We start from the raw sequence: 22,707 nt of genomic DNA, 5'->3' as shown, positions 1-22,707 counted from the left end.
GTTCGGGCTTCTGGTTTTCCGGTTCAGCGCAGGCCCTGCGCGGTTTCGAGCTGGCGCACGGCATCGAGCAGCAGCGGCGCGACCTTGCGCTCCATGCGCTCGCCGGGCGAGCGGTAGGTGGCGAGCGTGCAGTTCATCGCCAGCGGCGTTTCGCGCGGCGGCACGCGCACGGGCACGGCGACGGCATGGATGTCCTTCTTCCAGTCGCCGCGAGAGTGGCAGAAGCCGCGCGCGGCAAAGAGCTTCTGGTCGGCTTCCCACGCGGGCCGCAATTGCTGGAACAGCGCCGCGTCCTGCAGCCGCAGCCGGTTGAGGATGGCCGAGCGCTCCGGTGCCGTGCAGGCCAGCATCAGCGCGCGGCCGATCGCCGCGGCCAGCAGCGGGCGCGTGCTGCCGATGTCGGGCATGTGGGTGTTGGTGTTGTCGGTGCGGATGGTGTCGACGTAGACCACGTCGGAGCGGTCGCGCATGCCCAGGTTGACCGAGCAGCCCGTCTCGCGCGCCAGCCTTTCCATGATGGGCCGCGCGACCTGGCGCACCTGCATGCTGGCCAGCAGCGGGTAGCCCAGCGACAGCACGCCGGGCCCGAGCCTGTACTTCTGCGTGGCGCCGTCGCGGCTCAGGTAGCCGAGCAAGGTGAGCGTGTAGGTGATGCGCGAGACCGTGGGCTTGGGCAGGCCGCTGCGGTCCGAGATCTCGCGGTTGCCGAGCACCGGGTCGGCGCTGGTGAACACGCGCAGCACTTCCATGCCGCGCGCCAGGTTCATCGAGAACTGGCGGTCGGCGGTGAGGTCGTGCGGATCGACGAGACCCGGGAGCGCGATGCTTGTCATGCGGGAGGAGGAGCGCGGTGGTGTGGGCATGATTGGCCGTTCGAAATGGGGCGTCAATGAAACGCGGCAGGTGTTTCGCTGTGCGAAACAGCGATTGTTGGCCCGCGCGGCGTCTGGCAAAACCGGCTCGTACCCGGAGCCCTTCGCCCCGGCTTGGAGCCACGCTTGCATTCCCCCGACGACACCCCACGACAACCCGCGCGCGGCGCCCTTTCGGGCGTGCGCATCCTCGACATGGCCACCGTGCTGGCCGCGCCGCTGGGCGCCACGCTGTGCGCCGACCAGGGTGCCGAGGTGGTGAAGCTCGAGCTGCCCGGCGGCGGCGACGCACTGCGCGGCCTGCAGCCCGTGAAGGACGGCAAGGCGCTGTGGTGGAAGATCGCCAACCGCGGCAAGCGCGGCATCACGCTCGATGTGCGCCAGAGCGCCGGCCGCGCGCTGCTGCTCAAGCTCGTGACGCGCTTCGACGTGCTGGTGGAGAACTTCCGCACCGGCACGCTCGACCGCTGGGGCCTGGACCTGGCCACGCTGCATCGCGCCAATCCGCGGCTCGTGGTGGTGCGGCTCACGGGCTTCGGCCAGACCGGGCCCTACAAGTCGCGGCCGGGCTTCGCGCGCATCTTCGAGGCCATGAGCGGCTTCACCAACCTCACGGGCGAAGCGGGCGGCTCGCCGCTGCACAGCAACTTCCCGGTCGGCGATGCGGTGGCGGGGCTGTTCTGCGCCTTCTCCATCGCCTCGGAAATGGCGCGCCTGCGCGGCGACCCGCAGGCGCTGGGCTGCGAAGTGGACCTGGCCGCCACCGAGGCGCTGTTCCGCCTGCTCGACCCGCTGCCCGTGGAGCACGAGCAGCTCGGCACGGTGCGCATGCCCGCGGGCAACTGCGCGAGCTACACCGCGCCCTCGAACATGTACCGCAGCCGCGACGGCCTCTACTTCTCGGTGGTCGCGTCGTCGGATCCGATCTTCCAGCGGCTGTGCGCGGCCGTCGACAGGCCCGAGTGGGCGGGCGACCCGCGCTTCGCCAGCAACCCCGCGCGCGTCGTGAACCTGGTGGCGCTAGACGAAGGGCTCGGCGCGTGGTTCGCCGCGCACGACTACGACACCATCGAGCGCCGGCTCGAGGACGCCGGCATTCCCTTCAGCAAGATCTTCACCATCGCCGACATCGAGCAGGACCCGCACTACCGCGCGCGCGAGGCGATCATCCGGCTGCCCGACCCCGACTACGGCAGCTTGCCCGCGCCGTGCGTGGTGCCGCGCGTGCCGGGCCGCGAACTGCCGATCCCGCGCACGGGGCCCGACACCGGCGAGCACAACGCCGAGGTCTACGGCGAGTTCGGCCTCGACGCCGCAACGCTCGATGCGCTGCGCGCGGAGAAGGTGATCTGAGCCTTCAGTAGTCGGTGAGCGGCCCGTCGCGCAGGCACGGGTTGCGCTCGGCCAGCGGCGCGCGGCGCATCACATCGCGGCCGATGACGGTCTTGTGCACCTCGCTCGCGCCCTCCCCGATCTGGTTGAGCTTGGCATCGCGGAAGAAGCGCTCGAGCGGGAAGTCGCGCAGGTAGCCGCGCCCGCCCGTGAGCTGCAGCGCATCGGTCACGACCTTCATGCACAGGTCGGTGGCCTGCAGCTTGGCCATGGACGCGAAGATCGACACGTCGCTCGCGCCCCCGTCGTACTTGTCGGCCGTGAGCGCGAGCAGCGCGCGGCTGGCCTCGATCTGCGTGACCATGTCGGCCAGCATCCACTGCACGCCCTGATGCTCGCCCTCGCGCCTGCCGAACACGGTGCGGTCGCTCGCATAGCGGCTCGCGATCTCGACCGCGCCGATGGCGCGGCCCAGCGCCATCGCGGCGTGCCCGATGCGCGCGCGCAGCAGCGCGTCCTGCGCGAGCGAGAAGCCATCGCCCTCCGCGCCGAGGCGGTGCGAGGCGGGCACCTCGACCGCGTCGAACTCGAGCGAGGAGATCGGCACGCCGAACCAGCCGAGCTTGTCGACCTCCGCGCCGATGCGAAAGCCCCGGGCCTCGCGCGGCATCAGCACCGCGATGAACACCGAGGGATCGTCCTCGGCGCGCCCCACCACCGCGAACCAGTCGGCCGTGCTCGCGCGCGTGATGAACTTCTTGCGGCCCGTGACGAGGTAGCGCTCGCCGTCGCGGCGGATCGTCGTCGAGAGGCCGCGCACGTCGGAGCCCGCGCCGGGCTCGGTCAGCGCGAAGGCCGCCTGCAGCTCGCCGGTGCACAGCCGCGGCACGATCTCGCGGCGCAGCGCCTCGCTCGCGCCCGCGACGATGGCGCGGCTCGACAGGTCGGTGCCCGTGATCATCGACGCCGACGTGCTGCACACGCGACCCAGCTCCTCGATGAGGCGGATGCGCAGCGCCTGGCGCGCATCGGTGCCGCCGTACTCGCGCGGGAACGCCGTGGCGATCACGCCTTCGCGCGCGAGCGTGCGGAAGGTGTCCCAGGCGAACAGGTCCTCGCGCGAGACGGCGTCGGCCCGCGGCCCGAGCGTGTCGCGGCACAGGTCGCGCACGCGTTGAACGGTGGCCTGCTCGTCGGGCCGCAGGCGTTCGAGAAAGTGATCGCCGAACAGTCGGGGGGCGCGGGTGCCTGTGGTCATCGGGGGGTCTCCAGTCGGGGGGGCCTGCATGGTGGCGCCGCGCGGCGCGCGCGGTCGAGCCGTGTTTCGACAGGCGAAACACCCGCTTGCCGATGCGGTCCGCCGCTGGTCAGATGGCCCCATGCCCATTCCCCAGACATTCGAAGCCCTTCGCACGCACCAGAGCGCCGAAGGCCAGGTCCAGAGCCGGCTGGAGACCCTGCGGCTCGACGACCTGTCGGCCGGCGAGGTCGTGGTGCGCACCCGCTATGCGGGCGTGAACTACAAGGACTGCCTCTCGCTGCACGGCCGCGCGAAGATCATCGCGTCGTATCCGCGCGTGGCGGGCATCGAGCTGGTCGGCGAGGTGCTCGCCTCATCGGTGCCTTCCTTCGAGCCCGGCCAGGACGTGCTCGTGCACGGCTTCCAGACCGGCATCGCGTTCGACGGCGGCTTCTCCGCCTGCGTGCGCGTGCCCGCCGCGCATGTGCAGGCCGTGCCGCCGGGACTCACGCCGCACGAGGCGGCCGTCATCGGCGTGCCCGGCTTCACGGCCGCGATGGCGCTCGAGCGCTTCGTCGAACTCGGCATCGCCCCCGACACAGGCAGCGTGGCGATGAGCGGCGCGGGTGGCGCGGTCGGCCTGCTGGGCACGGCCATCCTCGCGCGCGCCGGCTATCGCGTGGCGGCCATCACGCGCCGCATGGCGCAGGAAGAGCGGCTGCGCGCCATCGGCGCGCACGAGGTGATCGATGCCGCCGTGCTCGACGCGGCGCAACGCCCGCTCGAGAAGCCGCGCTTCTCCGCCGCCATCGACAACGTCGGCGGGCCGATGCTGTCGTGGCTGCTGCGCTCGATGGCCGACGGCGGCGCCGTGGCGTCGGTGGGCAATGCGGCGGGCAACACCTACGAGGGCAGCGTGCTGCCTTTCATCATGCGACGCGCGCAGTTGTTCGGCATCGTGGCGAACGCGCCGCTCGCGCAGCGCAAGCGACTGTGGACGAAGCTCGCGACCGAATGGAAGCCCGACATGGCGAGTGTGCTGCCGCACGTGCAACACATACCGCTCGGAGCGCTGATGGAACACAGCGCGCGGCAGCTCGAGGGCGCGACCTCGGGCCGCGTGCTGGTCGATTTCGAGCGCTGAGGGAGCCCGGCCATGGGACCCCTGCACGGTCTTCGCGTGCTGGAATTCGACGCCATCGGCCCGGTGCCCTGGGCCGCGATGATGCTCGCGGACATGGGCGCCGACGTGCTGCGCATCGCGCGGCCCGTGCCGGCAGGCATGGGCATCGCGCGCGATGCGCGGCACGAGACGGTGCTGCGCGGCCGGCGCGGCGTGACGGCCGACCTCAAGGACCCGGCCGCGCGCGATGCCGTGCTCGCGCTGGCGCGCAACGCGCACGTGCTGCTCGAAGGCCACCGCCCCGGCGTGATGGAGCGGCTGGGCCTCGGGCCCGAGGCCTGCCTGGCGGCATCGCCCGCGCTGGTCTACGGGCGCATGACGGGCTGGGGGCAGCACGGGCCGCTCGCGCGGGCCGTGGGCCACGACATCAACTACATCGGCCTCACGGGTGCGCTGCACGCCACCGGCACGGCCGACAGGCCGGTGCCGCCGCTCAACCTCGTCGGCGACTTCGGCGGCGGCGCGATGCTGCTGGCGCTCGGTGTCATGGCCGCCGTGCTGGAGGCGCGCACCAGCGGCCACGGACAGGTCGTCGACGCGGCGATGGTCGACGGCTCGCTGCTGCTGATGGCGCCGATCCTGGGCCGCGTGGCCACGGGCGAATGGCTGGACCGCCGCGAGGCCAACCTGCTCGACGGCGGCGCCCCGTTCTACGGCGTGTACGAGACGAGCGACCACCGGCACCTGGCGGTCGGCGCCATCGAGCCTGCGTTCTACGCGGCGCTGCTCGCGGGGCTGGGCCTGGCGCCCGACGCGCTGCCGCCGCAGCACGAGCGCGCGGCCTGGCCCGAAACGCGGCGCCGGTTCGCCGCCCTCTTCGCCACGCGCACGCGCGATGCGTGGTGCGCGGTCTTCGACGGCACCGAGGCCTGCGTGACGCCCGTGCTGTCGCTCGGCGAAGTGCCGGGCCATGCGCACCACGTGGCGCGCGAGAGCTTCGTGCCGGTCGGCGGCGTGGACCAGCCCGCGCCGGCGCCGCGCTTCTCGCGCACCGCGAGCGTCGCGGGCCGCGCACCGGCCGACGCGCGCGGCGGTGGCGACGAGGCCTTGCGCGACTGGGGTTTCGACCCCGGGGATCCGCGCCTGTCGGCCCTCGGCCGCACGGGCCTCACACCACCCGGTGCTCCTCCACCACGAACGCCGTGATCTCCGCCAGGAAGCTCTTCGCATGCGCCATCGTGCGCTGCCCCTGCGCCGAGCCAAAGGCGGCGTCCAGCGTGTCGGTGCTCTCGAACCACAACCGGGGCTCTGGCCGCCTGGAGCGCGCGAAACGCAGCTACTGCCCGCTCTCTTGCGCCGCCCGCAGCAGGATGTCGGCGGTCTGAACGGGTTGATCGATCATCACGTCATGCCCGCACGGCAGTTGCAGGACCTTCCAATCGGGGCGATCCCTCAGACGAGCGGCCATCGCATCGAACACAGGGTGCGCGTAGCCATTGGCACGCACATAGATCTTCGTCTTGATGTCTTCGTGCATCCCGGCGCCCGGAAGCGGATCGATGAAGGTCGCATAGGGATGAGGGGTGCACTTGGCATCGACCCAGGCCTGGTCGGCTTCGTTGACCATGAAAGCCTTTGCGGAAATAGGATCAACGTACAGGCCCTGGTTCGCCTGCGCGGCATCAGCAAGCCTCGTGCGCAATGCGGGGCCCGCCAGATCGCTCAAGGATTGACCGGCGGCCGGGACATAAGCGTCGAGATAGACCATGGCCCGGATGCGCGGCCCGAGAGACTGCGCCGCGCCCGTCACGACCATGCCTCCATAGGAATGGCCGACCAGGACAATCCGGTCGAGATCCTTCCACTTCACGAGGTTGACGACATCGTCGATGTGGGTCTGCAGGCGAATGGCCGGCGACAGGAGATGGGAGCGTTCCCCGAGTCCCGTCAGCGTCGTGGCATGGACCCGATGGCCATGCTCGCGCAGCCGTTCGGCAACGCGGGCATAGCACCAGCCGCCGTGCCACGCGCCGTGCACCAGCACAGTAGGTGACCCGTTCGGCCGACTTGGCCGTGGCAGTCGCGCGGGCGGAAACGGAGCCGATCATCGCCGCCACCGAGCCGGCCATCAGAATCTGCCTGCGGTTCGCTTTCTTTTCGTTCATCTGTAAGCACCTTCCTGTTGAAGCTCTCTCCGCAGGCAAAAAACTTTCGGGCCGATCTCGTCAGGATGGGCGCCACCGGCCGAGCTCAATCGGCCGTGATGTTTCCCTTCTTCACCACCGCCGCCCAGCGCTGCGCATCCTTCTGGATCAGCGTGCCGAACTCCGCCGGCGTGGAGATCGCGGGCACCATGCCCTGCGACTCGAAGGACCTGGCGATCTCGGGCGACTTCAGCACCGCGGCGATCTCCTTGTTGAGCCGCGCCACCACATCGGCCGGCGTGCCCTTGGGGGCGAGCACGCCGTACCAGATGTCGAGGTTGTCGGCGGTCACGCCGGCCTCTGCAAGCGTGGGCACGTCAGGCAATTGCGACAGACGATGGCTGCTGCCGGTGGCCAGCGCACGCAGCTTGCCCGCGCGGATGTGCTGGAGCGCCACGTGCACGGGCAAGAACATGTAGTCGATTCGCCCGCCGAGCAGGTCCGTCACCGCTCCCGCCGTCCCCTTGTAAGGCACATGCAGCATCGCGGTGCCTGTGCTTTGCAGAAACAAGGCCATCGACAGATGGTGCGGAGTGCCGATGCCAGGCGTTGCGTAGGTCAGCGTGCCTGGGTTGGCTTTGGCGGCCGCAACGACCTGCGCCACGGAAGTCGTTGTCTGCACATGCGGATTGGTCACGAGAAGCAAGCTTCCCCACGATGTCCGCGCTACCGGGATCAGATCGGTCAGCGGATCGAAAACGAGCGACTTGTAGAGGCTCTTGTTCATCACCAACGTGTTTCCCTGCACCAGCAAGGTATGGCCGTCAGATCTGGCGCGCACCACTTTCTCGGTCCCGATGTTGCCGCTGGCACCGGCTACGTTGTCGACGATGACCGGTTGCCCAAGGCTCGCGGGAAGTCGCGCCGCAATTTGCCGCGCGACCTGGTCGACACCGGTGCCCGGGGTGTAGGGAACCACAAGCGTGATGGGCTGTTCCGGCCACGCCTGAGCAGTCGCGGCACCGAGTGCCAGGAACAAGGCAACCAGAGTTTTTATCGAGAAGGGCATTGTTGTCTCCATATCGTTGTCCGGATCCTCGGGACGGATGGTTCTCGGCTCCGCGCTCGACGCCGAAAAGGTTGCGCGCAGGGTCAGAACGCGTGACGAATGCCGAGGTCGTAACCAGTGGCGCGCGTGTTCGGGGTCTCGGCGACAGGCGCCACCGAATTGCCGAGACCGCCTACCGTGAAGGACGCACCGTTCTTGTTGGAAACCCGAGCGACCGTTGCGTAGAGCGCCGTACGCTTCGACAGGTGGTGCACGTAGCCGACGGCGTACTTGGCCGAGGTCGGTTCGAAAGTGTGGATGCCGTTCGTACTCCGGCGGCCGATCCTCAAGTGCGAGTAGGCAAACTTGATCTCACCCGCACCGAGGGGCGCAGTCGCACCAAGCGTCCACCCATGGTTCGTGCTGGTATCCGAGAAAGGGGTGCGAACGGGCAGTCCGGTCGACATGCCATGGATTCCAGGTTGTTCGAATCGGGTCCTGACTTGCGACAGTTCGCCCATGAGCTTCACCGCGCCCAGGTCATAGGACGCGCCAAGATTGATCGTCCTGACACGCGCGTCATAGGCCACCAGGAACTGATTGGCGCCATACGGAGGTGCCACGGTGCCGGCCAGATCACCCAGCGTGCTGACGCCATAGGCCACCGCGATATCGAGCGGCCCGCTGGCGTAGCCGAGACGGCCGCCCGCGTAGCGTCCCTTGTTGCCACCCAGTGCAACGGTCCGCCCGTCGGCCAGCATCGTGTCGCTCTTCGCATTCTCGGGGAAGGCATACATCAAATGCCCGTGGAAACCACCCAGGCGCGGCGGCAGGAAGTAGCTGACGCTGTTGCTCGCCCGAATGGCGTTACTGTCGCCGGGCAAGAGCGCACGCCCTGTCAGATTGCGACCCGCAGCCTGCAGGATCAGGCTCGCCCCAACCCCTTGAACGCCCAGCGCCGAAAACACGAGGTCGTTCCAATCGGTCGGGACCGCATCCCGCCCCAGGCGGAGTTCACCGAAGCCACCCGACAGGCTCACTGTGGAACGCCGGCTGAAGTTCAACGCGCGGACATGCCCACCGTCATCGTTGGACAAGGGACTTTCCAGCCAGAAACTGACGGCGTAGCCACCACCGAGGTCTTCGGTACCACGAAAGCCCAGGCGGCTCGCAGCGTTCGCTCCATTGGCCAGTACGGTCTGGCTTCTTCCTGCACCAACTGTATCGAGATGGATTCCTCGACTGACGGTATATCGACTGACGGACGCGTCGAGCACGCCGAACAGCGTGATGGAGGATTGCGCCGCCGACGTACCGGCAACACACAGAAGTACCGAGGCGATCAAAGCCTTTTTCATTGTTTGTCTCCCTTTCGAATTCGACGCTGTCGTTCTCATCACTTTCTTCGGCCGCAGCGACTCGACCCATTTTTCGGCGGTGGATTTCGGCTTTCAGACGATGTGGGCAGCGCGCCGCACGCTGTTGATCATGGAAGAGCTCAACAGGTGTTCACGGGCCATCGATGGATCGGCCGCGATCTGCCGCAACTCGTCGAATCTGTTGGCGCGTACTTTCGGATCGCGCTCCTCCAGAAGTCTCTTGTTGCGGATCGTGATGGCCTGCACGTACTCGATGTTGGTTTGACGGCGCTGGCGCACGTAGCGGTCCAGCAGATCGGGTGCCGCTCCGTCGATGACCGCGCCCAGCTTCTCAGCCAGGTTCACGGCGTCGTGAATGCCGCTGTTCAGGCCCATGCCGCCGAGCGGATTGTTGACATGCGCGGCATCTCCGGCCAGCACGATCCGTCCAACCCTGAAGGTGGATGCCACGCGCTGATGGACGCGATAGATGCTTCTGTAGGGAATGTCGTACTCGCGATCCGGCGACAGGAATCCCTGGATGCGGCTTTGCACGAAGCTGTCGGAAAGCACATCGCTCTCCGCCATGTCCCCAGGAACCGGAAATGCAATGCGCCAGATTCCCGGCGGGCCGTCGTGCGGCTGCACGAAGATCGCGCACCACTCATCGGGATCCGCGATGTATGCGTTGCCACTGAAGCCATCCTCACGCAGGTCGTGGCGCGTTGCGAACACCAGGAAGCGCTCGGGCCAGGTGAAGCCTTCGAACTCTACGCCGAGGGACTTGCGCACTGTGCTGCGGGCGCCGTCTGCTCCGATCAGATAGCTGCCCCGCAGGACATCGACGCTTCCATCGGTTCGCTCGATGTTGACGGAGACGCCATCCTTGTCTTGCGAAAAGCCGGTGCAGCGCTCGCCGAGGCGAATCGTCGCATGGGACGACTGCTGCAATGCCTCATGGAGGAGATGAGACAACTTGTGCTGCTCGCAATGCAGACGATACGGATAAGGCGTCTCGTCGGCGATGAGGCCGAGATCGAAGGAGGCGATGACCCCCGCGCGCCGATCTCGGATCTGCCACTCGGGGACCTGAATCCCGCTCGCCAGCAGCTTGTCGCCAACGCCCAGGTTCGCGAGCATCTCCACCGTGGGGGGATGAAACGTACCAGCACGCAGATCGCGAGGAATCGAATCCGCCGCCTCGAGCACGACGACCTCGATGCCGCTGCGCGCCAATGCCAGCGCTGCCACCAGCCCTACGGGGCCGCCACCGGAAATAACAACTGGATCTGATTTCATGTCTGCCCTAGAGGGATCCTTCCGGACGTATCGCCACGCTGCTCGCGCCACAGGCCCAGCGCTTCCTGTACGGGTCGATCGGAAAAACTGAACAACACGCTGTCGTGGTGGCTCTCCAGGCTCAGAGAAGCCCAGCTTGGTACGACGAAGACGTCGTTCGGTGCAACCTGGAAAGTGCGCTCATCGATATGCGCGGTCACCTGGCCTTCGAGCAGAGCGAAAACGGAGCCGGCTGAGCACCTGCACCTGCCGCCGCGAAAGCCCTGGGGCAACCATTGAGCGAACGCGCCGATGCTCGGCATCGGATAGCCACCCGTCAGCGGGTTGACGTAGCGCAACCTGTAGCCGTGGCAGCCGTCGATCCTGTCTGTCGCTGCCAGCGTGCGCAACGAGCCGAGGGTACGTTCGTAGGGATAAGTGAAGAGCGGCGAAGCCCTGTTCGCAGGGGGCGTCCAATCCACCGGCGCCATGGCATTCCCATAGCGATTCAGTGCGTCGCCTTCGGGCCGGATGCAGGCTTGCACCTCCTCGGCCGATGCGGCGCAGAAGCTCGCATCGAGCATGCCGACCAGAGGCAGGTCGAGGCCATCGAGCCACACCATCGGCCGGTCCGTGTGATTGCCGTGGTCATGCCACGCCCACGACGGCGTGATGACGAAGTCCCCGCGGTGCATGTGCACGCGCTCGCCGTCGACGTTCGTATAGGCGCCATCGCCTTCCAAGACCAGGCGCAGTGCGGATTGGCTGTGTCGATGCGCCGGTGCGGTCTCGCCCGGAAGGACCATCTGCAATCCCGCGTAGAGGGCCGTGGTGATTGCAGCTTTCCCGCGCAGCCCCGGGTTCTCCAGGACGAGGACGCGCCGCTCGGCCTCCTTGGCGGTGATCAACTTCCCTGCTTCGGCCAGGTACTCCCGCGCGACAGCGTAGGGCCAATGCCCAGGCTGGCATGCCGACCGCGGCGTCGCAGTCACAAGACTGTGCAATTGCTCCCACAAGGGTGCGTAGTTTTGCTGGGCGATCTTGGCGTAGAAGCTTTGACGCTGGGCGAGCAACGACTCTCCCACGGCAGTGGTGTTCGCGTTCATGCGTGTCTCCGGGAAACGTCTAGCCGAGGATGCGCACGTGCATCGAACCGATCTGCTCGATGGTCGCGGTCATGAGGTCACCAGGTTCGATCGACGCCACGCCTTCCGGCGTTCCAGTCAGGATGACGTCACCCGGATACAGCGTGTAGAGGCGCGAAGCGATCGCCACCAACTCGTCGATGCCGGTAATGAGATCGCGTGTGTTGGCCTGCTGCCTGGGCGCGCCGTTGACGAGAAGAGACATGTCCAATGCGTTTGGATCGTGGATCTCGTCGCGAGTGACAAGGCAGGGACCGAGCACCGTGTAGGTGTCGGCGGATTTGCGATAGCTGCGGTCTTCAGTGCCGCGCACGGTCATGTCCAGGCCGATGCAATAGCCGGCAATCACATGGGCTGCGTCGTTCGCCACGACGTTCTTGCACTGCTTGCCGATGACCACGGCCAGTTCGACCTCATGGTCGTTACGACGGCCGGGGAAGGCAATACGCACCCCTTCGCCGGCCCCGACCACCGATGTCGTGGATTTGAGAAACACCCCGAACTTGTCGACTGGCGAGGAAAAGCCGTCGTAACCAGGCAGATGCACGCCGTTGTGGATGGCGGCATCCGCGGCCGATTCGCTCACATGGGCGTGATAGTTGAGCGGCGCGGCGATGATCTTGGACGGGTTCGCGATCGGGCTCAGCAACTGGACGTCGTCGAGTGGGTAGCTGGGTGCCCCGTCCCTGGCACGGGCCATCTCGTCTTGGAGGTTGGGCAGTTCGCGGATCAACATATCGCCTGCCGGGATCGGCCAGCGCAATGTGGGGAGCTGATCCAGGACAACACTGATGTCACGGACTCGATCGCCTTCGATCAATCCGAGACGCCCTTCGTCGAAACGACATAACTTCACGCTGTCTCCCTTCGCTGTACCGTGCCGCCTCGCTCGAGTTCGGCCGGGGTATAAATCGAACACCGCTCAAATTTGAGCGTGCTCAATATTAAATCCGGCTATTAAATCCGGCGCAGCGCTTGTCAACGGTTTTTTGAGCGCGCTCAATATTTTTCATGAAGAACTCCGAATCCCGACCTCATCACCCTCTCCCTGGCGAAGCACCATTGGGGCTGCGAGATCGGCGAAAGCTCGAGAAGCGCCAGCGGATCAAGCTCGCGGCGCGTCAAGTGTTCATGGAGAAGGGTTATGAAGCCGCCACCACGCGCGAAATCGCAGCGCTCGCGGACGTGGCAACCGGGACGGTCTTTGTCTATGCGAAGGACAAGCGCGACCTGCTTCTGATGATCATCAACGATGACTTGGACGCAGCCAACGAAATGGCCGTCGCAATGATCGACCCCCAGGCTGCGTTGCTGGACCAGCTCGAGCAGTTCTTCGGATCCCGGTACGAATACTGGGCCCGGGAGCCGCGTTTGACACGCCCCGCGATCCGCGAAACCTTCGACTTTCTGGACAGCTCCGCAGAGGCTGGCCTGGAGACCGCGCGCTTCTACGCACGCCGTCCGAAAAGCGTCGCAATCCTCGCCGGTCTTGTCCAGGCCAAGCAGCAATGCGGAGAGATCGCATCGCGCGACGCGCCCGAGTTGATCGCGTCGCTGTTCATGACGATCTACCTCACGGAGATTCGCCGCTGGATGGCGCACGCGGTCCCACGCGCGGACGAAGGCATGAAGATGTTGCGTGAAATGCTGGCATTGGCCATGCGCGGCATCCAGAACTGACATGCCCCCGCGCGATCAGTCTCGAGGGCTCGTCATCGCTGCCCCAGAGTCCAGCCTCCCGCGCCGGGAAAACTGGTGCCTTGAGTCATGCCCTTCGCCGCAAAGCCCTCACACCACCCGCCACTCCTCCACCACGAACGCCGTGATCTCCGCGAGGAAGCTCTTCGCATGCGCCATCGTGCGCTGCCCCTGCGCCGAGCCGAAGGCGGCGTCCAGCGTGTCGGTGCTCTCGAACCACAGTTCGACGATGCCGTCGATCGGCAGGGTCTCGTAGCCGCAGGGCGTGCCCTTGTCGAACTCGCGCGCGGTCACGACGTTCTGGCGGTAGCCGCCCACGCCGGGCATCTGGCGCACGTGGTCGGCATGCACCTTCCACTCGCGGCGGAAGTCGTCCTCGGAGATGTCGGTGCGGCGGCGCAGTGTCGAGATGCGCTTGAGCAGGCGGTTCGGTTCGGCCGGCGGCGCGATGACGGTGCTCTGCGCGACGCTCACGATGTGCAGGCCGCCGAGGAAATGCCGCTCGTCCTCGCGGATGCGCGCGGCGAGCTCGCCGTCGGTGAAGGCGGCGTTCGCCTGCGCCGCGGCATCGAAACCCAGTTGCGAGAAGCCGTCGAAGTCCCACGGGCCGCGCGCGAAGTCGATGCCGCGCTGCAGCCGGTCGGTCACGAGGTTCTGGCGATAGCCGCGCAAGGCGGGCAGTTGCGCGACCAGCGGGCCGTGGCTGTGGCGCCAGTGGTGGCGGAAGGCCTCGTCGGTCCAGTCGGGCTTCTTGCGGATCAGGCCCATGCGCAGCGGAAGGGTGGCGTCGGTCATGGTGGGGATGTCTCCTTGTCGTTGGATGCGGCGGCCGCCTCGGCCCGCGCGCGTGCGAGGCCCGGCGCGCGCTTGGCGAGCCACACGCCGTGGCGCACGGGCCAGCGCCGGTAGGCGGGGTCGACGCCGAGTTCGGCGGCGGCGTGGTGGGCCCAGTAGGGATCGAACAGCGCCTCGCGGCCCAGTGCGACCAGGTCGGCATCGCCGGCGGCGAGCACGGCCTCGGCCTGGCGCGCGTCGACGATCATTCCCACGGCCTGCGTGACCACGCCGGCCTCGCGCCGGATGCGCGCCGAGAACGGCACCTGGAAAGCCCAGGCCGCGCGGCACGGGCAAGGCGCGCGTTTCCTCGGTGAGGCCGCCCGACGAGCAGTCGATGACGTCGACGCCGCAGTCACTGAGCGCGCGCGACAGCACCACCGAGTCGTCGAGGTTCCAGCCGTCGAGCGTGCCGTCGACCGCCGACAGCCGGCAGAACAGCGGCTTGTGCTCGGGCCAGGCGGCGCGCACGCGGCGCGCGATCTCGAGCGCGAGCGCCATGCGCTTCTCGCGGCTGCCGCCATAGGCATCGTCGCGCCGGTTGGCATTGGGCGAGAGGAAGCTCGCGACCAGGTAGCCATGGCCGAAGTGCAGCTCGACCACGTCGAAGCCCGCCTCGTCGGCGCGCCGCGCGGCATCGACGAAGCGCTGCACCACGGCCTCGATCTCGTCGAGGCCGAGCGCGCGCGGCGCCGACCAGCCCGGGCCGGCCGCGAGCGCGCTCGGGCCCAGGCGCTCCCAGGGCTCCTCATCGGCCGCCATGGTCTGCGCGCTCAGCGCCGCGCCGCCTTCCCACAGCGGCTCGCTGCCCGACTTGCGGCCCGCGTGCGCGAGCTGCACGCCGATGGCGCCGCCCTGCGCATGCACGAAGTCGACCACGGCCTTCAGCGGCGCGACCTGGCTGTCCTTCCACAGGCCGAGGTCGGCGGTGCCGATGCGCCCGCGCGGATCGACCGCCGTGCTCTCGGTGAGGATCAGCGCGGCGCCGCCGAGCGCGAACTTGCCCAGGTGCACCAGATGCCAGGGCGTGGCATGGCCGCGCTCGGCCGCGTGCTGGCACATGGGCGAGATCACGACGCGGTTGGGGAGTTCGAGCCCGCGCAGGCGCAGCGGCTGGAACAGCAGGGGAAGCGGATCGGACATGGATGAATCAGGAAGAAGGCTTGTTGGCCGGCCGCGTGCCGAGCCAGGTGCCGCCCATCACGGCGGCGAAGCCGAACAGGTGCCAGACGGTCAGCGTCTCGCCCAGCAGCAGCGCCGCGAAGCCGACGCCGAACACCGGCACCCAGTAGAGGAACACGGCGGTGCGCGCGATGCCGATGACGGAGATCGACCGGTTCCAGATCAGGTTGCCGGCCGCGGTCGCGGCCACGCCCGAGAACAGCACCAGCACCCAGGGCCACGCGCCCGGAAAGAGCTGGGCCGCGCCCAGCGGCGAGGGCCCGAGCGCGGCATGCACGATCAGCATTGCGGTGCCGATCAGGTAGATGACCCAGCTCATCGACAGCGGATCGAGCTGCCGCGCGAGCCGCTGCACGCCGACGCCGCCGACCGCGAAGCTGATGACCGACAGCGCGAGCATCAGGTCGCCGAGGCCGGCATGCGAGAGCGTGGCGCCCGGATGGCTCAGTACCACGGCCGCCACGCCCGCGAAGCCCAGCGCCACGCCGAGCAGGCGGCGCGGCGTGAGCGGCTCGCGGAACACCAGCGCGGCCATCAGCGCCGACACCAGCGGGCTCAGCGCCATGATCAGCGCGCCGTTGGTGGCGGTGGAGCGCTGCAACCCGTGCGCGAACAGGATCTGGTTGGCGTACACCATGAGGAAGGCGCAGCCGGCCATCGCGGCCAGCTGGCGCGCCCCGAGCAGCGGCAGCCCGCCGCGCCGCCACAGCACGACGGCGCTGAGCGCGACGCAGGCCACCGCCATGCGCAGCGCCGCCAGCGGCAGTGCCTCGAAGGAGGCGGTGAGCGCCTTCACGGCCGAGACGTTGACGCCCCACAGCACCATGGCCAGCAGCATCCAGCCCTGCACCGAGGCCGGCGTGGCGACCGGCGCGGCCGCGCTGCGGTTCACCTCAGCTTTCCAGCGCGTTCCACATCTCGATGTCGCGCTCCGCGGTCCAGATGCGCGGATGCACGTGGCCCGTGGCCTCGTCGTAGGCGCGCGTCACGTCGAAGGGCATGCAGTGGTCGAAGATCACCCAGTGGCCGTAGGTCGGGCGCAGCGCGGCCACGGTCTCCTTGTAGATCACGTTGAGCGTCTTGCCCTGCGCCACGCCGTTGTTGACCAGCGTGTAGACGTCGGAGATGAAGGCGCGCGTGGAGGCGATGGCCTTGCGCACATCGGTGGCGTTCTCGAGCGCGGCGCCGCGGCCCGGCACCAGCTTCTCGAAGCCGAAGCCGGCCAGGCGGTCGAGCGTGGTGGGCCAGTCGCGGAAGTAGCAGTCGCCCGCGTAGGCGGTGCTCTGGTATTCGACCAGGTCGCCCGCGAAGCAGATCTTCTGGTCCGCGAGGTAGGCGATGGTGTCGCCCTTGGTGTGGCCACGGCCGACCTGCGCGATCTTCACCTCGAGCTTCTTGCCGAGCCACACGCTCATGGTGCCGTCGAAGGTCATGGTGGGCCAGGTCAGGCCCGGCGGCACCGACTCGACGTTGCGGAACAGGCGCGGGAAGCGGCCGATCTCGCTGGCCTTGTCCTGCTCGCCGCGCTCGACGATCAGGTCGTAGGTGTCGCGGCTGGCGATGATCTGCTCGGCGCCTTCCTTGAAATAGGCCGAGGCGCCGAGCACGCGCACCGCGTGGTAATGCGACAGCAGCACGTACTTGATCGGCAGCGGCGTGACCTCGCGGATGCGGCGGATCACGTCCTGCGCCATCGCGGGCGTGGCCTGGGTGTCGACCACCATCACGGCCTCGTCGCCGATGAAGATGCCGGTGTTCGGGTCGCCCTCGGCCGTGTAGGCATAGGCGTTCTCCGACAGGCGCGTGAACGAGACCTTCTTCTCCTCGAGGTCGGCCTGGCTGGCGAATTTCTTGGTAACGGGTGCGGTCATTGGGTTTCCTTGCGAAGGGTTGGGCGTTGGGGTCAGTGCGTGCCGAGGTAGGCCGACTTCACCTTGGGGTTGTCGAGCAGCTCGCGGCCGGAGCCCTCGAGCGTGATGCAGCCGGTCTCGAGCACGTAGGCGCGGTCGGCCACGCCGAGCGCCTGCTTGGCCATCTGCTCCACCAGCAGGATGGTGAGGCCCGAGCTGCGCAGCTGGCGGATGGCATCGAAGATGTCCTTGATGATCAGCGGCGCGAGGCCCAGCGAGGGTTCGTCGAGCAGCAGCAGCCGCGGATCGCTCATGAGCGCGCGTGCAATGGCCAGCATCTGCTGCTCGCCGCCCGACAGGGTGCCCGCGGGCTGGTGCTGGCGTTCCTTCAGGCGCGGGAAGCGCGCGAACTCGCGCTCGATGGCGTTGTCGACGAAGGCCTTGTCGGCGCGGCGCGAGTAGGCGCCGAGCATCAGGTTCTCGCGCACGGTCTGGTCGGGAACACGCCGCGGCCCTCGGGCGACAGCGCCACGCCCAAACCCACGCGCTGGTGCGGCGGCACCTGCGTGCAGTCCTTGCCGTCGATCAGCACGCGGCCCTGGGCCACGGGCTCCAGGCCGACGATGCTCTTGAGCAGGGTGCTCTTGCCGGCGCCGTTGGCGCCGATGATGGTGACGACCTCGCCCGCGCGCACTTCGAGGCTCACGCCCTTGACGGCCTCGATGGCGCCGTACGAGACCTTCACCGATTCGATCTTCAACATGATGGTGGGGGTCCTTTCGCTCAGGCGGGCTGCGGCTGCAGGCCGTGCGGCGCGCGATCGGCCTCGTCGTCGTCGACGCCCAGGTAGGCCTCGACCACGCGCGGATTGGCCTGCACCTCGGCCGGCCGGCCCTCGGCGATCTTGATGCCGTAGTCGAGCACGATGACGTGGTCCGAGATCGACATCACCAGGTCCATGTGGTGCTCGACCATCAGGATCGAGACGCCGCACTTGCCGATGCGCAGAAGCAGCTCGCCGAGCTCGGCGGTTTCCTGCGGGTTGAGGCCGGCGGCGGGTTCGTCGAGCAGCAGCAGCTGCGGCTCGGTGGCCAGCGCGCGCGCCAGCTCCACGCGCCGCTGCAGGCCGTAGGGCAGGCTGCCCGCGGGCCAGTGCGCGAGGTGGCCGAGGCCGACCAGGTCGAGCAGCTGCAGCGCGCGCTCGCGCGTCTCGCGTTCCTGCTTGCCGGCCGTGGGCCAGGCCACGAGCGAGGACAGGAAGCCGTTGCTCATGCGGCTGTGCCGGCCCAGCATCACGTTGTCGAGCACCGAGAGCTCGGCGAACAGCCGCAGGTTCTGGAAGGTGCGGCCCATGCCGAGGCAGCAGATGGTGTGCGCGGGCCGGCCCACGATGTTCTCGCCGAGGAAGCGGATCGCGCCGGCGTCGGGCTGGATCACGCCCGTGAGCATGTTGATCATGGTGCTCTTGCCCGCGCCGTTGGGTCCGATCAACGCATGGATATGGCCGCGCTGCAGGCTGAACGACACGTCCTGCGCGGGCTTCACGCCGCCATAGGACTTGGTCACGCCCTGCACCACCAGCAGCTCGCCCTCGCCGCCCGGGCCGATCTGCCCCGGCACGCCCTGGCCGCCGGCGCCCTCGCCGCGGTGGCGCGAGCGGCTGACCCACTTGTCGACCAGCCCCACCACGCCGCCGGGCATCACGTAGAGCGCGAACAGCAGCAGGAAGCCGTAGAGGAAATGCTGCGCCGAGGGCCAGCGCGCGAGCAGCGCGTCGGTCAGCGTGAGCAGCACCGCGCCCACGATCGGTCCGTACATCGAGCCCGCGCCGCCGAACAGCACCAGCAGCAGAATGAAGATCGACAGGTGGAAGGTGATGAAGTCGGAGTTGATGTACTGGTTCTGCTGCGCCACCAGCGCGCCCGCGATGCCGCAGGTGACGGCCGCGACCACGAAGGCCATGACCTTGGCGCGGTAGACGCGCACGCCCACCGACGACGACGCGATCTCGTCGGCCTGCAGCGACAGCAGCGCGCGGCCGAAGCGGCCCTGCAGCAGGTTGCGCAAGAGCAGGTGCAGCGCGGCGCTCAGCACGATGCCCAGCACCACCCACTGCGTGGTGTCGAGCGGCGCGCCCTTCCAGGTCAGCGGGCGGATGCCGTAGATGCCCTGCGCGCCGCCGAACACCTCGGTCCATTCGCCGACCAGCTTCTCGACCACGATGCCGAAGGCCAGCGTGACCATCGCGAGGTAGGGGCCCTTCACGCGCAGCGAGGGCAGCGCGATCAGCACGCCGCACAGGCCCGAGATCACGGCCGCGAGCAGCAGCGCGAGCCAGGGGTCCATGTCGGTGCGCGAGGTCAAGAGCGCGACGCCGTAGGCGCCGGCCGCGAACAGGCCGGCCTGGCCCAGCGACTTCTGCCCCGCATAGCCGACCAGCACGTTCATGCCGGCCGCGCACAGGTAGTAGACACACATCATGAAGGCGATGCGCAGGTAGTAGTCGTTGCCGAACAGCGAGACGATGCCGATCAGCGCCGCGGCGACCGCGACCACGGACAGGGGATGGACGAGGCGCTTCATACCTTCTCCACCGCGCGGCTGCCGAACAGGCCCGTGGGCCGGAAGGCAAGCACCAGGATCACGAGCGCGAACACCGCCACCTCGCGCCACTGCGCCTGCCAGAGATTGACCATCGACTCGAGCACGCCGAGCAGGAAGCCGCCGATGACGCAGCCGCGCGGATTGCTGAGGCCGCCGATCATCGCGCCCGAGAAGCCCTTGAGGCCGACCGTGAGCCCCATGAACAGCGAGGCCTGCGCGATCGGCGCGAGCAGGAAGCCCGACAGGCCCGCCAGCGCCGAGCTGACGACGAAGGCGCCGATCATCATGGCGTTGGTGTTGATGCCCATGAGGCTGGCCACGTTGCCGTTCTGCGCCACCGCGCGCATGGCCTTGCCGACCATGGTGCGGTTCATCACGCGGTCGAAGCCGAACATCACGACCACGGCCACGCCCAGGGTCAGCAGTTCCTGCGGCCGCACGCCGACGCCGAACATGCGGATCACGGTGTCGCCCACGGGCGCGGGCACCACCACCGGCTTCGGGCCCCAGATCGCGAGCCCCACGCTCTGCAGGATCACGCCGAAGCCCAGCGTGCTCATCACCCAGGCCATGCCGGGGCGGCCCGCGAACGGACGCACGCCGAGCACGTAGAGCAGCCAGCCCAAGAGGCCCATCACGCCGAGCGCCGCCAGCAGCGCGAACAGCTGCGCGCCGGCGCCGGGCACGGCGTCGCCGAAGGTGGTGGAGGCCAGCGGCTTGCCCAGGACCAGGAACAGGGCGCTCATGCCGATGAAGGCGCCGGCCGAGACGAACTCGCCGTGCGAGAAGTTCAGCGTCTTGGTGGTCGTGAACGTGATGCTGAATCCCAGTGCCACCAGCGCATAGGCACCGCCGACGGCGAGCCCGCTGATGAGCGCCTGCAGGAGCGCTTCAACCATGTGTGTATCTCCGTTGCGAGGCGAGGCCGGGCACCGCGCGGGCGCGCCGGCCTCGCTTCCTTTTTGCTCTTACTGCTTGAAGTCGGCCGGGTTCAGGCCCTGGATCAGCGCGTCGCTGTAGGGCAGCAGCTTGCCGTCCTTCCAGCGGATCCAGACCAGGTCCTTGGCGGTCAGCGCCTCGTGGTTGGTCTTGCTGAAGGGCTTCTCGTAGGTCTTGAGCACGCCCTGCACCGGGGTCTTGAGGTCTTCCAGCGCGGCGCGCACGGCGGCGCCGTCGGTGCCGTTGGCCTGCTTCATCGCCTGCGCCAGCAGCAGCACCGAGTCGTAGCCATGCAGCGCGAACGAGAACGAACCGGGCGCCTTGAGCTTGCTGCCGATGCGGTCGAAGAGCTTCTGCTGCGCGGGCGTGCGGGTCTCGCTCACGGTGCGCATGAAGATCGGCTTCTCGGCCAGCGCCTTGCCGGCCGCGTCGTAGAAGGTGATGTTGTCGGCGGCCCAGGAGGTCAGCGTCAGCGGAAAGTAGTTGATCTTCTCCATGCTGCGCACCAGCTGCGCGATCGGCGTGCCCTGCGCCCACACCACCACGGTGTCGACGTTGGCGGCCTTCATCTTCGACAGCTGCGAGGTCATGTCGGTGTCGCCGACGCCGAAGCGCTCGGTGGCCGCGATCTTGATGTCCTGCAGCTTGGCGATCTCCTCCATGTCCTTGAGGCCGCCCTGGCCGTAGCCGGTGGTCTCGGCCATCAGGCCCACCACCTTCGAGGCGGCGGTGTTCTTCTTCACGTAGGCCATCAGCGCCGCGACCTGTTCGCGGTCGACCATCGAGACGCGGAACATGTAGTTGTCGGCGCCCGCGCTCATCGGCTTGGTGATGTCGGTGCCCGAGCCCACGTTGCCCAGCACCGGGATCTTCTTCTGGTTGGCGATGTGCTTCCAGGCCATGGCGTTGCCCGAGTTGGTGGGGCCGAACACCGCCGCCACCTTCTCGTTGTCGATCAGGTCGCTCATGTTCTGGATCGACTTGGGCGGCGCCGACACGTCGTCGCGCGTGACCAGCGTGAACTTGCGGCCGAGCACGCCGCCGGCGGCGTTGAGGTCGGCGATCGCGGCTTCCATGCCGAGCACCGCGGCCTGGCCGCTCTGCGCCGAGGGCGAGGCCGAGAGGTCGCCGTTGTAGCCGAGCTTGATGTCCTGCGCCGAGGCACCGGCGGCGAATGCCGCGAGGGCGGCGGTCGCGAGCAGCGTCTTGTAGACACGGAAGATTCTCATTTTGTCTCCTGGAGGTTGACGGTCGGGGAAAGCGAAAAGGCGAAGGAAGACTCAGACCGCGAGGAAGCCGCCGTCCACCGGCAGCGTGATGCCGGTGACGTAGCGCGACATGTCGCTCGCGAGGAAGATCACCGGGCCCACGAGGTCCTCGGTCTGGCCGACGCGGCCCATCGGGATGCGCGTCATGAAGGATTCGAGGCGCTGCGGGTTCTCGCGCGTGGCAGCGGTCATCGGCGTCTCGATCACGCCGGGCGCGAGCGCGTTGACGCGCACGCCGAAGGGCGCGAGTTCCTGCGCGAGCGACTGCGTGAACATCTTGATCGCGCCCTTCGAGGGCGAGTAGCCGAGGCTCGCGCCCTGCCCCGCGTAGGCGGCGATCGAAGCGATGTTGATCACCGCGCCCCTGGTGGACTTGATCGCGCCGAGCCAGGCGTGGGTGACGTTGAAGGTGCCGTGCACGTTGACGTCGAGCGTCTTCTTCCAGTTGGCCGCGGCGTTGGGGCTGGCCGTGCCTTCGCGGATGATGATGCCGGCGTTGTTCACCAGCAGGTCGATGGCGCCGATCTCGTCGCCCACGCGCACCGCCAGCGCATGGCAGGCCTCGGGCGAGGTCACGTCGAGCACGAAGGACCAGGCCTGGCCGCCTTCGTCGCGCACCAGCTGCGCGGTCTCGCCCACGGTGGCCTCGTTCATGTCGGTGACGACGACGCGCGCGCCGGCCTGCGCCAGGCCCAGCGCGAGCGCGCGGCCGTTGCCCTGGCCGGCGCCGGTGATCAGCGCGAGGCGGCCTTCGAGCAGGCGCGGCGCGACGTGGGGAGGAAAGGCCATCGG

20 protein-coding genes and 2 pseudogenes are annotated in these 22,707 nt (G+C 68.3%); 4 read left to right on the top strand and 18 right to left on the bottom strand.

Going from position 1 to position 22,707, the window contains the following annotated elements:
* Positions 1 to 23: 23 nt before the first annotated feature.
* Complete coding sequence (locus tag ACHMXE_RS15905) at positions 24 to 833, bottom strand: IclR family transcriptional regulator (protein WP_203202896.1); 810 nt, start codon at positions 831 to 833, stop codon at positions 24 to 26.
* 165 nt (positions 834 to 998) lie between these two features.
* On the opposite strand from ACHMXE_RS15905, the gene ACHMXE_RS15900 reads away from it, so the two are divergent.
* Positions 999 to 2,225 carry a CaiB/BaiF CoA transferase family protein gene (locus ACHMXE_RS15900; protein ID WP_395350150.1) on the top strand — a complete coding sequence of 409 codons (1,227 nt, stop codon included), beginning with the start codon at positions 999 to 1,001 and terminating at the stop codon, positions 2,223 to 2,225.
* Between the two features lie 4 nt (positions 2,226 to 2,229).
* Here ACHMXE_RS15900 and ACHMXE_RS15895 read toward each other — a convergent pair whose 3' ends face one another.
* A complete protein-coding gene (locus ACHMXE_RS15895) occupies positions 2,230 to 3,462 on the bottom strand; it encodes an acyl-CoA dehydrogenase family protein (protein ID WP_395350148.1) in 1,233 nt (410 codons plus the stop codon).
* 121 nt (positions 3,463 to 3,583) lie between these two features.
* On the opposite strand from ACHMXE_RS15895, the gene ACHMXE_RS15890 reads away from it, so the two are divergent.
* Together ACHMXE_RS15890 and ACHMXE_RS15885 are read left to right on the top strand one after the other, a co-directional pair.
* Positions 3,584 to 4,588 (top strand): YhdH/YhfP family quinone oxidoreductase, encoded by a 1,005-nt coding sequence (locus ACHMXE_RS15890; protein WP_395350147.1) that lies wholly within the window; start codon positions 3,584 to 3,586, stop codon positions 4,586 to 4,588.
* Positions 4,589 to 4,600: 12 nt separating this feature from the next.
* Positions 4,601 to 5,773, top strand: coding sequence for a CaiB/BaiF CoA transferase family protein (locus ACHMXE_RS15885; protein WP_395350146.1), 1,173 nt, complete (start codon positions 4,601 to 4,603; stop codon positions 5,771 to 5,773).
* Here the strand turns inward: ACHMXE_RS15885 and ACHMXE_RS15880 are convergent.
* From ACHMXE_RS15880 to ACHMXE_RS15850, 7 genes are all read right to left on the bottom strand, one after another.
* Positions 5,736 to 5,867, bottom strand: coding sequence for a hypothetical protein (locus ACHMXE_RS15880; protein ID WP_395350144.1), 132 nt, complete (start codon positions 5,865 to 5,867; stop codon positions 5,736 to 5,738). The two genes, ACHMXE_RS15885 and ACHMXE_RS15880, sit on opposite strands and share 38 nt — an antisense overlap.
* A gap of 36 nt (positions 5,868 to 5,903) precedes the next feature.
* Positions 5,904 to 6,611, bottom strand: coding sequence for an alpha/beta fold hydrolase (locus ACHMXE_RS15875; RefSeq protein WP_395350142.1), 708 nt, complete (start codon positions 6,609 to 6,611; stop codon positions 5,904 to 5,906).
* Between the two features lie 206 nt (positions 6,612 to 6,817).
* Positions 6,818 to 7,780 (bottom strand): Bug family tripartite tricarboxylate transporter substrate binding protein, encoded by a 963-nt coding sequence (locus ACHMXE_RS15870; protein WP_395350141.1) that lies wholly within the window; start codon positions 7,778 to 7,780, stop codon positions 6,818 to 6,820.
* Positions 7,781 to 7,863: 83 nt separating this feature from the next.
* Entirely contained in the window at positions 7,864 to 9,117 is a 1,254-nt protein-coding gene (locus tag ACHMXE_RS15865; protein ID WP_395350140.1) for a porin, read from the bottom strand.
* Between the two features lie 93 nt (positions 9,118 to 9,210).
* Positions 9,211 to 10,416 carry an FAD-dependent oxidoreductase gene (locus ACHMXE_RS15860; protein ID WP_395350138.1) on the bottom strand — a complete coding sequence of 402 codons (1,206 nt, stop codon included), beginning with the start codon at positions 10,414 to 10,416 and terminating at the stop codon, positions 9,211 to 9,213.
* Positions 10,413 to 11,501, bottom strand: coding sequence for a gentisate 1,2-dioxygenase (gene gtdA / locus ACHMXE_RS15855; RefSeq protein WP_395350136.1), 1,089 nt, complete (start codon positions 11,499 to 11,501; stop codon positions 10,413 to 10,415). The genes ACHMXE_RS15860 and gtdA overlap by 4 nt, the downstream gene beginning before the upstream one ends.
* Positions 11,502 to 11,520: 19 nt before the next feature.
* Positions 11,521 to 12,396 carry a fumarylacetoacetate hydrolase family protein gene (locus tag ACHMXE_RS15850; RefSeq protein ID WP_395350135.1) on the bottom strand — a complete coding sequence of 292 codons (876 nt, stop codon included), beginning with the start codon at positions 12,394 to 12,396 and terminating at the stop codon, positions 11,521 to 11,523.
* A gap of 155 nt (positions 12,397 to 12,551) precedes the next feature.
* On the opposite strand from ACHMXE_RS15850, the gene ACHMXE_RS15845 reads away from it, so the two are divergent.
* Entirely contained in the window at positions 12,552 to 13,220 is a 669-nt protein-coding gene (locus ACHMXE_RS15845; protein WP_395350134.1) for a TetR/AcrR family transcriptional regulator, read from the top strand.
* Between the two features lie 108 nt (positions 13,221 to 13,328).
* Here the strand turns inward: ACHMXE_RS15845 and ACHMXE_RS15840 are convergent, their stop codons facing one another.
* From ACHMXE_RS15840 to ACHMXE_RS15800, 9 genes and pseudogenes are all read right to left on the bottom strand, one after another.
* Complete coding sequence (locus ACHMXE_RS15840; RefSeq protein ID WP_395352692.1) at positions 13,329 to 14,006, bottom strand: EthD domain-containing protein; 678 nt, start codon at positions 14,004 to 14,006, stop codon at positions 13,329 to 13,331.
* A 23-nt stretch (positions 14,007 to 14,029) separates the two neighbouring features.
* A pseudogene (locus ACHMXE_RS15835) lies at positions 14,030 to 15,134 on the bottom strand (NADH:flavin oxidoreductase/NADH oxidase).
* A gap of 88 nt (positions 15,135 to 15,222) precedes the next feature.
* Positions 15,223 to 16,146, bottom strand: coding sequence for a DMT family transporter (locus ACHMXE_RS15830; RefSeq protein ID WP_395350133.1), 924 nt, complete (start codon positions 16,144 to 16,146; stop codon positions 15,223 to 15,225).
* Between the two features lies 1 nt (position 16,147).
* Complete coding sequence (locus tag ACHMXE_RS15825; RefSeq protein WP_395350132.1) at positions 16,148 to 17,125, bottom strand: MBL fold metallo-hydrolase; 978 nt, start codon at positions 17,123 to 17,125, stop codon at positions 16,148 to 16,150.
* A gap of 32 nt (positions 17,126 to 17,157) precedes the next feature.
* Positions 17,158 to 17,867 (bottom strand): annotated as a pseudogene (locus tag ACHMXE_RS15820) (ABC transporter ATP-binding protein).
* Between the two features lie 20 nt (positions 17,868 to 17,887).
* Complete coding sequence (locus tag ACHMXE_RS15815) at positions 17,888 to 19,687, bottom strand: ATP-binding cassette domain-containing protein (RefSeq protein ID WP_395350131.1); 1,800 nt, start codon at positions 19,685 to 19,687, stop codon at positions 17,888 to 17,890.
* Positions 19,684 to 20,607 (bottom strand): branched-chain amino acid ABC transporter permease, encoded by a 924-nt coding sequence (locus ACHMXE_RS15810; protein WP_057590834.1) that lies wholly within the window; start codon positions 20,605 to 20,607, stop codon positions 19,684 to 19,686. The genes ACHMXE_RS15815 and ACHMXE_RS15810 overlap by 4 nt, the downstream gene beginning before the upstream one ends.
* 69 nt (positions 20,608 to 20,676) lie before the next feature.
* Positions 20,677 to 21,876: an ABC transporter substrate-binding protein gene (locus ACHMXE_RS15805; RefSeq protein ID WP_203202904.1), complete on the bottom strand. Its 1,200-nt coding sequence runs from the start codon at positions 21,874 to 21,876 to the stop codon at positions 20,677 to 20,679.
* Between the two features lie 51 nt (positions 21,877 to 21,927).
* Complete coding sequence (locus ACHMXE_RS15800; protein ID WP_209543659.1) at positions 21,928 to 22,704, bottom strand: glucose 1-dehydrogenase; 777 nt, start codon at positions 22,702 to 22,704, stop codon at positions 21,928 to 21,930.
* Positions 22,705 to 22,707: the final 3 nt, after the last annotated feature.

The sequence above is a fragment of the Variovorax sp. UC122_21 genome (assembly GCF_044056785.1).
In the GTDB taxonomy this organism is placed as follows: domain Bacteria; phylum Pseudomonadota; class Gammaproteobacteria; order Burkholderiales; family Burkholderiaceae_C; genus Variovorax.
Note: the sequence above shows the minus strand (reverse complement) of the source record. Positions and strands in the feature narration are given on the sequence as shown.

Bases quoted from the DNA above. Each gene is read 5' to 3' on its own strand.
- ACHMXE_RS15805 (WP_203202904.1), bottom strand. From the start codon at position 21,876: ATGAGAATCTTCCGTGTCTACAAGACGCTGCTCGCGACCGCCGCCCTC.
- ACHMXE_RS15840 (WP_395352692.1), bottom strand. From the start codon at position 14,006: ATGGGCCTGATCCGCAAGAAGCCCGACTGGACCGACGAGGCCTTCCGC.
- gtdA (WP_395350136.1), bottom strand. From the start codon at position 11,501: ATGAACGCGAACACCACTGCCGTGGGAGAGTCGTTGCTCGCCCAGCGT.
- ACHMXE_RS15845 (WP_395350134.1), top strand. From the start codon at position 12,552: ATGAAGAACTCCGAATCCCGACCTCATCACCCTCTCCCTGGCGAAGCA.
- ACHMXE_RS15870 (WP_395350141.1), bottom strand. From the start codon at position 7,780: ATGCCCTTCTCGATAAAAACTCTGGTTGCCTTGTTCCTGGCACTCGGT.
- ACHMXE_RS15895 (WP_395350148.1), bottom strand. From the start codon at position 3,462: ATGACCACAGGCACCCGCGCCCCCCGACTGTTCGGCGATCACTTTCTC.
- ACHMXE_RS15865 (WP_395350140.1), bottom strand. From the start codon at position 9,117: ATGAAAAAGGCTTTGATCGCCTCGGTACTTCTGTGTGTTGCCGGTACG.
- ACHMXE_RS15905 (WP_203202896.1), bottom strand. From the start codon at position 833: ATGACAAGCATCGCGCTCCCGGGTCTCGTCGATCCGCACGACCTCACC.
- ACHMXE_RS15885 (WP_395350146.1), top strand. From the start codon at position 4,601: ATGGGACCCCTGCACGGTCTTCGCGTGCTGGAATTCGACGCCATCGGC.
- ACHMXE_RS15815 (WP_395350131.1), bottom strand. From the start codon at position 19,687: ATGAAGCGCCTCGTCCATCCCCTGTCCGTGGTCGCGGTCGCCGCGGCG.
- ACHMXE_RS15860 (WP_395350138.1), bottom strand. From the start codon at position 10,416: ATGAAATCAGATCCAGTTGTTATTTCCGGTGGCGGCCCCGTAGGGCTG.
- ACHMXE_RS15890 (WP_395350147.1), top strand. From the start codon at position 3,584: ATGCCCATTCCCCAGACATTCGAAGCCCTTCGCACGCACCAGAGCGCC.
- ACHMXE_RS15810 (WP_057590834.1), bottom strand. From the start codon at position 20,607: ATGGTTGAAGCGCTCCTGCAGGCGCTCATCAGCGGGCTCGCCGTCGGC.
- ACHMXE_RS15800 (WP_209543659.1), bottom strand. From the start codon at position 22,704: ATGGCCTTTCCTCCCCACGTCGCGCCGCGCCTGCTCGAAGGCCGCCTC.
- ACHMXE_RS15825 (WP_395350132.1), bottom strand. From the start codon at position 17,125: ATGACCGCACCCGTTACCAAGAAATTCGCCAGCCAGGCCGACCTCGAG.